The sequence below is a fragment of the Corallococcus aberystwythensis genome, from assembly GCF_003612165.1.
GTDB lineage: Bacteria > Myxococcota > Myxococcia > Myxococcales > Myxococcaceae > Corallococcus > Corallococcus aberystwythensis.
On sequence record NZ_RAWK01000325.1, the window covers coordinates 1 to 9,923 of the forward strand.

A 9,923-nucleotide genomic window follows, 5' to 3' on the forward strand; every position below is an offset into this window, starting at 1 on the left:
GGGGATGGGCACGCGCGGGGGACTTGAAGGGGAAGCGGAGTTCCCCGGCCGGGCGGTGCCCTGGGTCCGGGAAGGCACCGCGCGCCGACTCCTGCCCTGGAGGGCGGGAGGGGCGGCGCGCGGTACTTCATGCAATGCCAGCGCTCCTTCGCCTACTTCGCGCTGCCCGCCGCCTTCGCGGCGCCGTCGAGGTACGCGCGGTAGGCGTCGAAGGCGTACGGCCGGCCGAGGAAGTCCTTCACCTGCTCCGCGGCGGGCTTGGAGCCGCCGGGCTCCAGCACCGTCTTGCGGTAGTGCATGGCCGTGTCGCGGTCCAGGTAGCCGTTCTCCTGGAACTTCGACTCCAGGTCCTTCGCGATGACGGAGGACCAGAGGTACGTGTAGTACGCGGCCGAGTAGCCATCCAGGTGCCCGAAGGCGAGCTCGAAGTGGGTGCCGTCGCGGTACTCGTGGCGGAAGGGGGACAGCTTCTTCTGCAGCTCCGAGAGCACCGCGGACGTGTCGAAGCCCGGCGCGCGCGAGTAGTACTGGAGGCTGACCGCGGACAGGAACAGCTGGCGGCGCGCGAACAGGCCCTGGCCGAACTCCTTCGACGCGCGCAGCTTCTCCACCATCTCCGCGGGGATGGGCTCGTTCGTCTCGTGGTGCTTGGCGAAGCTCTTGAGCACCTCCGGCTGCTCCGCCCACTGCTGCAGGAGCATGGACGGCGTCTCCACGAAGTCACGCTCCATGGAGATGCCGGAGATGGGCGTCCACTTCTGGTGGCCGGAGAAGATGGTGTGCATCAGGTGGCCGAACTCGTGGAAGAACGTCCCCACCTCGTCGTGCGTCATCAGGTCGCCGGGGCGCGGGAAGTTGCACACCAGCACCGCCTCCGGCAGCCGCTTGTCCAGCTCACCCGTGACGAGGTCGAACTGCGCCGCGTGCTTGTACTTGTCGTCGCGCGGGTGCATGTCCAGGTAGATGCGGCCCAGCGGCTTGCCGTTGTCCACCACGTCGTACGCCTCCACGTCGGCGTGCCACGCCTTGGCGTCCTTCACCGGCTGGAAGGCCACCCCCCACAGGCTGGAGGTGATGCCCATCACGCCGTCCTTCACCCGCGCGTACTCCAGGTAGGGCCGCACCGCCTGCGAGTCGAACCCGAACTTCTCCGCGCGCAGCCGGTCCTCGTAGTAGTCCTGGTCCCAGGGCTCCACCACGGTGGCGCCCTTCACTTCCTTCTTCTTGCGCGCCAGCAGGTCCGCCATCTCCTTCTTCGCGCGGGCCTCCGTGGCCTGCGCCAGCTGGTCGATGAAGTCCGCCGCGGCCTGCTGCGTGCGCGTCATGCGCGTTTCGGTCGTGAAGGCCGCGTAGTTGTCGTAGCCCAGCAGCGTGGCCAGCGCGTTGCGCTTCTCGATGAGCTGCGCGAGCACCGCCTGGTTCTTGGGGAACGCGCGCTGGCGGTAGGTGCGCCACAGCTTCTCGCGCGCCTTCGCGTTCTTCGCGTACGTCATGAACGGGAAGTAGTCCGGGTAGTTGCTGGTGATGACCACCTTGCCGTCCGCGCCCGGCGCGTGCGCCTTCTTGTAGTCCTCCGGCAGCCCGTCCAGCTCCTTGGGCGTGAAGGCCACGTTGCGCGTGTCCTCCGCGATGTTCTGCCCGAACTGCTGGCCCAGCTTCAGGATCTCCTCGTTGAGCGTCTTCACCTTCGCGCGCGTGGCTTCATCCCGGTCCACGCCCGCGCGGCGGAAGTCCAGGAGCGTGCGGCTCATCCAGTGCTGCGTGGCCGCGTCCGCCTTGGCCAGGTCCACCAGCGACAGCGCGTCGTAGACGCCGCGGTCCTGCGACAGCGCCACGTTGGCCGCGTCCACCTGCTGCTCGCACTCGCGGGACGCGTCGCGCATGGCGGCGTCCGGGTGCACCTCATGCGTGAGGCTGGAGCGGTTGGCCGCGTTGAGGAGGGCCGTCTGCGCCTCGTCGTACGCCTTGAGGACGCCCTGGCCGTTCGTCTTCGGATCCAGCTTCTTCAGCGCCGCCACCTGCGCCTGCGCGCGCTCCAGGTCCGCCTTGCACAGGGCCTTGAAGGCGTCCGGCGTGCCCGCCAGGGCTTCCGAGCCCTTCATGGGCGCCACCTGGGGCTTCGCCGAGTTGGCGGCGACGCGGGCCATGGCCTCGCGGTTCTGGGTGATGCTGCCGTTGGAGCAACCCGTCGCGGCGAGCGCCGCCACCACGGTGAGCGCGGGGATTTTCAAGGGGACTTCCTCCACAAGGGGAACGACCTGCTTCGCGGGCCCGTCATGCCACATCCCCACCCCTCCGCGCCCGTCCGCCGAGAACAGCCAACTTGTCCTCAGGTACAGGCCGGATGCTTGGAGGCCCCCAGCTGACGCACCCCGCCTTGTTCCCCGTCCAGCCGCCCGGTAATCCCGCACTCGCCTCGAATTCTAAGAAGTTGTCCTGGCCGGAGGGTGAAAGCGGATGCGCAAGGCACTGGGTGGTGCGGTCGCGGCGTTGCTGTTGTGGGGCTGTGGTGGGGCGGGCACGGAAGCCCCGCCGGCCTCTCCGGAGGGGCTGTCGCTCAACTCCGGGACGGGGCTGACCGAGGGCACCTGGGCGCATGACGGGCAGACGGTGTCCTTCGCCTCGCGCGAGGTGGAGCCCGGCGTCTACCGCCTGGAGGTGCGCATGCACGGCATGACGCTGACGGGCCTGATGGACCCGGCGTCGGGCGTGTCCACGCTGGACGGCTTCGCGAACGCGAACACGCAGGACACGCAGGTGGTGGACGCCGACCGCGAGCTGCTGGGCGCGTTCTACGGGGCGCTGAACCAGGGCCTGCCGCAGGGTGACGCGGCGGCGCCGGAGGCCATGTACCTGCGCCGCGCGGTGGGCCTGTGGTCGCAGCAGCCCACGAGCGTCACGCTCAAGCGCACGGTGATGGGCGAGCAGAACCGCGGCTACACGATGCTGTGCAGCTACGCGAAGTGCGGCGGCAAGAACACCGGCAGCTGTGGTGGCACGTACAACTGGTACTCGTACGCGAAGCACGACTGCAACAAGGGCGGCTTCGACAACGCGAAGAACCAGCAGATCGCCCAGCTGGGTGACCACACGTCGTGCAGCGGCGACGAGTACTACATGAACGGCAGCACCTGGGTGTGCGGCGAGCCGGACCACTGGTCGCGCCCCAAGGTGATGGGCAACTGCTTCGGCCGCTGTGGCGGCGGCTGCGGTGGCGACACGCAGTACACGCTGGACGCCACCAACCACGACGGCTGCGTGCGCAACGGCCACGTGCTGGCGTCGGGCTACTGCGATGACCAGTTCGTGTCCGCGTCGGACGACGAGCTGTTCGCGCCCAACTGCTACTGAGTCGGATGGGACGCGCGGTGAGACACGCGGTGGGGGCGGCGGGGCTGTGGCTCGCCGCGCTCGCGGCGCTCGGTTGTCCGTCCACGGTGTCCTCCAAGGCGGAGGCCGGGGAGGCGGTGGTGCGCCGCTTCTTCCAGGCCCTGCCGGCGGGGGACTGCGCGGTGCTGGGCCCCATGCTGGTGACGGGGCAGGGCCTGCCTTCGTGCGAGGAGACGGTGAAGGACCTGCGCGAGCACGGCATGGGCCTGGTGGACGTGCTCGACGCGAAGGTGGATGGCCGCGACCCGGACGCGGTGGTCGTGCGGGCGCGGGTGTCGCAGGGAGGAACGGAGCGCCCGGAGCCGTTCCTCTTCCGGGTGGAGCGTCAGGGTGACGGCTGGCGCCTTCGGTTGTAGGGGGTGTGGACGATGCGGAACCGGAAGCGGATGCTGCTGGTGGGCGCGGGCGTGCTGGTGGCCGCGCTTGGCGCCGTGATGCTGTGGCCGGCCCGGGAGGCGCCGTCCCCGTCCATGGACGCGGCGCCCCACGCGGCGGGCCCCGGCCCGGTGACGGCGGCCGGGGTCGCCCCGAAGCGCGCGGTGCCGGTGCGGACGCCGGACCCCTCGCCGCCCCACGCCACGGTGGTTCCGCCCGCCCCCGGGGACGTGCCACCGGAGCCGGAGGTGGCCAACGCGCCGCCGCAGCCGAACGACCCCATTGCCGAGGAACAGCCCCAGACGGCGCGCTGGAAGCTGGAGAAGACGGAGCACATCGCCACGCTGCTGGGGCGCGACGTGTCGCGGCTGGAAGGGGAGCGCCAGGAGGCGCGGGCGCGAGGGGACAAGGTCCGCGTCGAACAGGTGGACGCGCTGCTCCAGCGCCACCGCGTCCGGCTGGACGAACTGCACGAAGAGGCCCGCACCCTGGCCGAGGCCGCCCGGAACGAACCGCCGGAGCCTTGAGGACTCGGGCTTCTTCTTCCGCCCGGTCCCGGGTTTCCGGATACGAAATCGGTCCACCTGAATGAGAAGGTGAGAACGCGTAAGGGCTCGCCGTCAGCGGCGCGGCGTACGAACTGGTCCGACAGTCGGACCAGTTGGGGGACCGTGGCAGGGGAGGGGCCTCGCCGGCCGGGCCGCGCGAACTGGTCCGACAGTCGGACCAGCTGAGAGAGCGCCATCGCTTGGAGGCCGCTGCTTCATCCAGGTGGCGGCAACTGGTCCGACAGTCGGACCAGTTGGGGGGACCGTGGCAGGGGAGGGGCCTCGCCGGCCGGGCCGCGCGAACTGGTCCGACAGTCGGACCAGTTGGGATGGACCGCGCCCGGCGGGAGGGCTACTCCGGCCAAGCCTTTCGAACTGGTCCGACTGTCGGACCAGTTGGGATGGACCGCGCCCGGCGGGAGGCGAGCCGCGCTTCCGGACCTCGGCGGAGGCGTTGCCCGCCCGCCTGGCCTCCAGACGGCTTGCCGTCCCCTCTTCACGGAAGGCACCCACCGCTTCGCGCTGGGAGTACGAGCGCTTCTGCCGTGTACTGCCGCGTCTTCACACGGGCGTGACAGGTCCGGGACAGCGTGCGCATAGAAAAGGACGTGTCTGTTTCCACCGCGACTGCCTCCACCGGGCCTTCCCTTCCCAGCTCCACCCGAGGCTCCCGGCTGGCATCCATCGCGGTGGCCAGCGCGTTGTTCATGGAGTTCCTGGACTCCACGGCGCTGTCCACGGCGCTGCCCACGCTGTCCGTGGCGTTCGGGACGGACCCCGTCCACCTCAAGCTCGCGCTGACGTCGTACATCCTGGCGCTGGCGGTGCTCGCGCCCGCGAGCGGGTGGATCGCCGACCGCTTCGGTCCGCGCCGCGTCTTCATGACCGCCATGGTCGTGTTCCTCGCGGGCTCCGTGCTGTGCGGCTTCTCGCAGTCGCTCGCGCAGCTGGTCCTCTCCCGCACCGTGCAGGGCCTGGGCGGCGCGCTGATGACGCCCGTGGGCCGGCTCATCGTCGTCAACTCGGCGCCGCGCGAGAAGCTGGTGTCCGCGATGAGCTGGTTCACCATGCCCGCGCTCATGGGGCCGCTCCTGGGGCCGCCGCTCGCGGGCCTCATCCTGGGCGTCGCGGATTGGCCGTGGATCTTCTTCATCAACGTGCCGGTGGGCCTGTTGGGCATGTGGGCCGTGGCGCGCTTCGTGCCCCCGTTGAAGCAGCCGGACCCGGGCCCCTTCGACACGAAGGGCTTCGCCATCGCGGTGGTCGCCATCACCGCGCTGATGGGCGCGGCGGAGACGGTGGGCATCGGCCTGGTGCCGTGGCCCGTGCAGGTGGCCATTACGCTCCTGGCGGTAGGGGCACTCGCGGCCTACGTGCGGCACGCGCTGCGCACGCCCCGGCCGGTGCTCGACCTGCGCCTGTTCCGGGTGGACACCTTCCGCGCCAGCATGATGGGCGGCGCGCTGGTGCGCATCGGCCTGGGCGCGACGCCCTTCCTCCTGCCGCTGCTCTTCCAGGTGGCCCTGGGGTGGGGGCCGCTGGAGGCGGGGCTCGTCACCATCGGGACGGGGCTGGGCGCCTTCATGTGCAAGCCGGTGGCGCCCGCGCTCATCCGCCGCGTGGGCTTCCGCCAGACGCTCATCGCCTCCAACCTGCTCACCGCCGCGCTGACGGCCGTGCCCGCCTTCTTCGGGCTGGGGACGCCCATCCCGTTCATCATCGTCACGCTCGTGTTCAGCGGCTTCATGCGCTCGTTGCAGTTCACCGCCACCAACACGGTGGCCTACGCGGACCTCCCCAAGGAGGCGGTGAGCAACGCCTCCACCGTCGCGGTGGTGACGCAGCAGATGGCGCTGAGCGTGGGCATCAGCTTCGGCGGCCTGATGCTGCACGTGGCGCGCGGCGGCGGTGACGTGCGCCTCACGCCGGACCGCTTCCTCCTGCCGTTCCTCGCCATCGGCTTCATGTCGTCGCTGGCCGGGCCGCTCTTCCGCCGCCTGCGTCCGGATGCGGGCGAACACATCGGCGGCAGGGCCACGGCGCGCGGCTGAAGCGTCCTTCAAACGACGCTCCTGCCGCCGCAAGGCTTCCGCGCAGGTCCCCTCCGGGGAGCAGGCGGGCAGGCAGCGCCTCTTTTTCCCAGCTTCTTTCGCCCCTCCCCGCCCACCAGTTTCCCGGCGAGGAATCCAACAGAGGGGGTGGGAATGGGTTGGGCAGCACTCACAGGAATCCTGCTGGCGGGCATGACGGCGGCGACACCGCCCTCGGCCATCCCGGTGCGGGGTGGCAACGCGCTGACGCTGCCGGCACACCGGCACATCGTGCGCGTGTCACGCAGCGAGGGCTCCGTGCTGCTCGCGGCCGTGCAGCAGGGCGGACAGGACGGGCACGGCCTGCGCATGTTCCGCAGCGACAACGGCGGCGGCAGCTGGAAGCAGGAGGGCATCATCCACGACGGCTCCGTCTACGACCGCGCGGACCTGGTGGCGGTGGGCAAGGACGTGGCGCTCGTCTACGCGGTGGAGACGCCGGACAGCACGGGCATTGGTGGCTCCTCGTCCCGCGACGTGTACTTCCAGTGGTGGCGCTACAGCGCGTCCAAGAACCGCTGGCTGCCGGACACGCCCGTGCGCGTCTTCGACTCCACCAGCTCCAGCACCGCGTACTACCGCGCGGAGCTGGCGCGCGACTCCAAGGGCCGGCTCTGGGTGCAGGCCTTCTTCCGGGAGAAGGACGCCAGCAACACGCTGGTCATCTCCGTGAGCAGCGACGGTGGCTCCACCTTCCGCACGCAGTCCGCGCTCGCGCGTGACATCCCGAAGCGCGGGGGCGGGCGGCTCATCAGCCTGGGCAGCCGGCTGATGATGCTGTGGAGCTCGCACGACGGCCGCGACACCACGCACTACCGCATCCGTGACGACAGCGCGTCCGTGTCCAGCTGGTCCTCCACGCGCACCGCCTTCTCCGACGGCATCTACCACGGCGCCGCGATGAGCGCGGTGGCGGACGGCAATGGCGGGCTGCACCTGGTCTACAAGGACAACTCCGAGCGGCTGATGTACCGCCGCTTCAACGGCTCCAGCTTCGGCTCCGCGGTGAAGGTGCTGGAGGACGGGGACTGGGCCACGCAGCCCGCGCTCGTGCGCTCCGGAAGCAGCCTGTACCTCTTCTACAACCAGCCCCGGAGCGACGGCTCCGGCTACCGGCTGTGGGTCCGCGCGCTGTCCTCCAGCGGCAAGCCGGGCGCGGGCAAGGAGCTCGCGTCGGTGTCCGGCTTCGCGGGCTACCCGGCGGCGCCGGACGTGCTGCCTTCGGGCGTGCCGCTGGTGAGCTTCTTCGGCATCGAGCCGTCCTCCGGCTCCAGCTACCGGCTGTCCTTCTTCTCCACCAGCGCGTCGTCGCTCAAGTCCCAGGCCGTCGCGGCGAAGCAGGCCACGCCGGATGAAGACGCGGACAGGGAGCGGTTCGCCGCCACCGGCGGTTCGGGTCCCTACGAGCCGCCGCAGGACCCTGGCACGCTGGCGAGCGCCGTGACGACGCCCTCCCAGCAGGCGATGGCCGCCGGGTGTGGCGGTGCCAGCGCGATGCTCGCGGTGGGCGTGACGTTCATCCTGATGGAGTGGGGCCGCCGCCGGCGCGGCATGCGGAGCCTGCCCGGCTAGCGGGGCAGTGCTTCGCTTCACGCCGGGACCGGCACGGCGGGTGGAAACGAACGCGGGCGGTCTCCCTGGGACGCATCCCGAGGAGCACCGCCCGTTTGCGCGTCTCCCAGCGAGGGGAGACGCGAGCGTGCGTACGGCTACGTCGTCGCGGGCGCGGTGTCCTGCGCTTCGTCCGTGTCGTCGGCGGCGCTGTCGCCAGCGTCGGCGTCAACCGGCGCCGTGGAGACACCCTCCGCACCTTCCGCACCCGGCGCACCGGCCGCCTGAGGCTTCTTGCCCGCGCCCGGGGGCGGGGACTTGCGGGCGGCCGCCGCGGCCTGCCGCGCCTGCTCGCGCGCCTTCTGCGCGACCTTGGGCGTGGGGGCCAGGATCATGTACATCTGCCGGCCTTCCATGCGCGGCAGCTGCTCCGCCACGGCCACGTCCTTCAGGTCCTTGATGACGTCATCGAGGATGGCGCTGCCCAACTCCTTGTGCGTGATTTCACGCCCGCGGAACTGGATGACGACCTTGGCCTTGTTGCCCTCTTCGATGAACCGGCGGGTGTTGCGCACCTTGAACTCGTAGTCGTGCTCCTCCGTCTTGGGACGGAGCTTCACTTCCTTGAGCTGGATGACCACCTGCGTGCGCTTCGCGTCCGAGGCCTTCTTCTTCTCCTCGTACTTGAACTTGCCGTAGTCCATGATCTTGCAGACCGGCGGCTTGGCCATCGGGCTGACTTCGACCAGGTCGAGCGACTCCGAGCGGGCCTTTTCCAGCGCCGCCTCGATGGTCATGACTCCGAGCTGCGAGCCATCGGAGCCCACGACACGGACTTCCCGCGCGCGGATGCGGCGGTTGGTTCTCTGGTCCCTGTTGGGACCCCGGCTGCTGTTTCTCTGTTCGCGAATGATGTGAACATCCTCCAAAAAGGGTTGCAGACCCACCACCCGTGAAGATGTGGCGGGCCCTTCAATGTGGCAGTCCCCTCCGGAGGAGAAGGCAGGCAGACAGGCCTTCAGCCCCTTGGGGCAGGGAGACGTGCAACGGACTCTATCCGGTTCACGTCCCCCGGGGGCAAGGTAACGCGGGGCACCCCCCATTCCCATGACCCCTGTTGCCTATGATGCGCCCCATGGCGAAACGGTCCACCGCGTCCGCTCGGGAGCGGACAGGATGCCGACCCCGGGGGGCGGTTGCGCTCGGGGCCTGCCTCCTGCTCGGCTGCCTGCCCTCCTGTGGCCCGGCTGTCTCCGAGGCCTGGGAGGCCTGGGAGCCCCCCGGCGCCCGGAGCCAGAGCCTGGTCCAGGGCACGGACGCCCCCGGGGACGGGGCGGCGGTGGCGCTGGTGGCCCGGCGCACGCGCTGTGGGGGGGAGGTGCCGGTGCTCCTCTGCTCGGGGGCCCTCATCGCCCCGGACGTGGTGCTGACGGCGGCGCACTGCCTGGCCGTCTTCGGGGAGGGGGGCCCCTACGAGGTCTTCCTGGGCCCCACGCTCCTCCCGGAACCGGGACCCGGAGGGCGGTTCGTCCGGGTCACCCGGGCAGTGGTCCACCCGGACCATGTCCCGGCCACGCACACCTGGGACGCCGCGCTCCTGCGGCTGGCGGTGCCCGTGACGGACATCCCGCCCTTCCGGCTCCCCGGGGGAGGCGACGTCCCGGTGGCGCCGGGCGACACGGTGCGCGCCGTGGGCTACGGGGACACGAAGGACGCGGCCCAGCCCGCGGGCCAGCGGCGCCAGGGGACGCTCCAGGTCACGGGCGTCACCGCCAGCGCCTTCCAGGCCGGCCCCGCCCCCTCCATGACCTGCGTGGGGGACAGCGGAGGCCCCGTGCTGGGCGGCCCTCCCGGGAACGAGGTGCTCCAGGGGCTCACCGTCAGCGGTGACGTGGCCTGCCGCACGGAGGCCGTCCAACTGCGGGCGGACGCGCTGGGGGACTTCCTCCGCCCCTTCCTGGAAGAGGCC

8 protein-coding genes are annotated in these 9,923 nt (G+C 70.8%); 6 read left to right on the forward strand and 2 right to left on the reverse strand.

All coding sequences use genetic code 11. The features are described 5' to 3' along the window. Positions 1–152 precede the first annotated feature (152 nt). Entirely contained in the window at positions 153–2,102 is a 1,950-nt protein-coding gene (locus D7W81_RS36035) for a M3 family metallopeptidase (protein ID WP_167508138.1), read from the reverse strand. 355 nt (positions 2,103–2,457) lie between these two features. Here D7W81_RS36035 and D7W81_RS36040 point away from each other — a divergent pair, with 355 nt between their 5' ends. The 5 genes from D7W81_RS36040 to D7W81_RS36060 all read left to right on the forward strand — a co-directional run bounded on the left by D7W81_RS36040 (position 2,458) and on the right by D7W81_RS36060 (position 7,975). Next, positions 2,458–3,351 carry a hypothetical protein gene (locus D7W81_RS36040; protein WP_120559912.1) on the forward strand — a complete coding sequence of 298 codons (894 nt, stop codon included), beginning with the start codon at positions 2,458–2,460 and terminating at the stop codon, positions 3,349–3,351. A gap of 17 nt (positions 3,352–3,368) precedes the next feature. Beyond that, positions 3,369–3,746, forward strand: coding sequence for a hypothetical protein (locus tag D7W81_RS36045; protein WP_306440937.1), 378 nt, complete (start codon positions 3,369–3,371; stop codon positions 3,744–3,746). Positions 3,747–3,758: 12 nt separating this feature from the next. Continuing rightward, positions 3,759–4,292, forward strand: a complete 534-nt coding sequence (locus D7W81_RS36050; protein WP_120559914.1) for a hypothetical protein — start codon at positions 3,759–3,761, stop codon at positions 4,290–4,292. A gap of 710 nt (positions 4,293–5,002) precedes the next feature. Further along, on the forward strand, positions 5,003–6,364 hold the full coding sequence (locus tag D7W81_RS36055) for a DHA2 family efflux MFS transporter permease subunit (protein WP_120559915.1): 1,362 nt from the start codon (positions 5,003–5,005) through the stop codon (positions 6,362–6,364). A 153-nt stretch (positions 6,365–6,517) separates the two neighbouring features. Next, positions 6,518–7,975, forward strand: coding sequence for a sialidase family protein (locus tag D7W81_RS36060; RefSeq protein ID WP_147445748.1), 1,458 nt, complete (start codon positions 6,518–6,520; stop codon positions 7,973–7,975). A gap of 137 nt (positions 7,976–8,112) precedes the next feature. Here the strand turns inward: D7W81_RS36060 and infC are convergent, their stop codons facing one another. Further along, the gene (gene infC / locus D7W81_RS36065) at positions 8,113–8,868 is read right to left on the reverse strand and encodes a translation initiation factor IF-3 (RefSeq protein ID WP_120559918.1); all 756 of its coding nucleotides are present in this window, start codon (positions 8,866–8,868) and stop codon (positions 8,113–8,115) included. 221 nt (positions 8,869–9,089) lie between these two features. Here infC and D7W81_RS36070 point away from each other — a divergent pair. Then, positions 9,090–9,923: S1 family peptidase (locus D7W81_RS36070; protein ID WP_244227678.1), on the forward strand; the 834-nt coding region annotated here is incomplete at its 3' end.

What these genes read in the sequence shown, in the direction of transcription:
- D7W81_RS36060 (WP_147445748.1), top strand. Translation starts at nt 6,518, where the DNA reads ATGGGTTGGGCAGCACTCACAGGAATCCTGCTGGCGGGCATGACGGCG.
- D7W81_RS36035 (WP_167508138.1), bottom strand. Translation starts at nt 2,102, where the DNA reads ATGAAGGGCTCGGAAGCCCTGGCGGGCACGCCGGACGCCTTCAAGGCC.
- D7W81_RS36050 (WP_120559914.1), top strand. Translation starts at nt 3,759, where the DNA reads ATGCGGAACCGGAAGCGGATGCTGCTGGTGGGCGCGGGCGTGCTGGTG.
- D7W81_RS36040 (WP_120559912.1), top strand. Translation starts at nt 2,458, where the DNA reads ATGCGCAAGGCACTGGGTGGTGCGGTCGCGGCGTTGCTGTTGTGGGGC.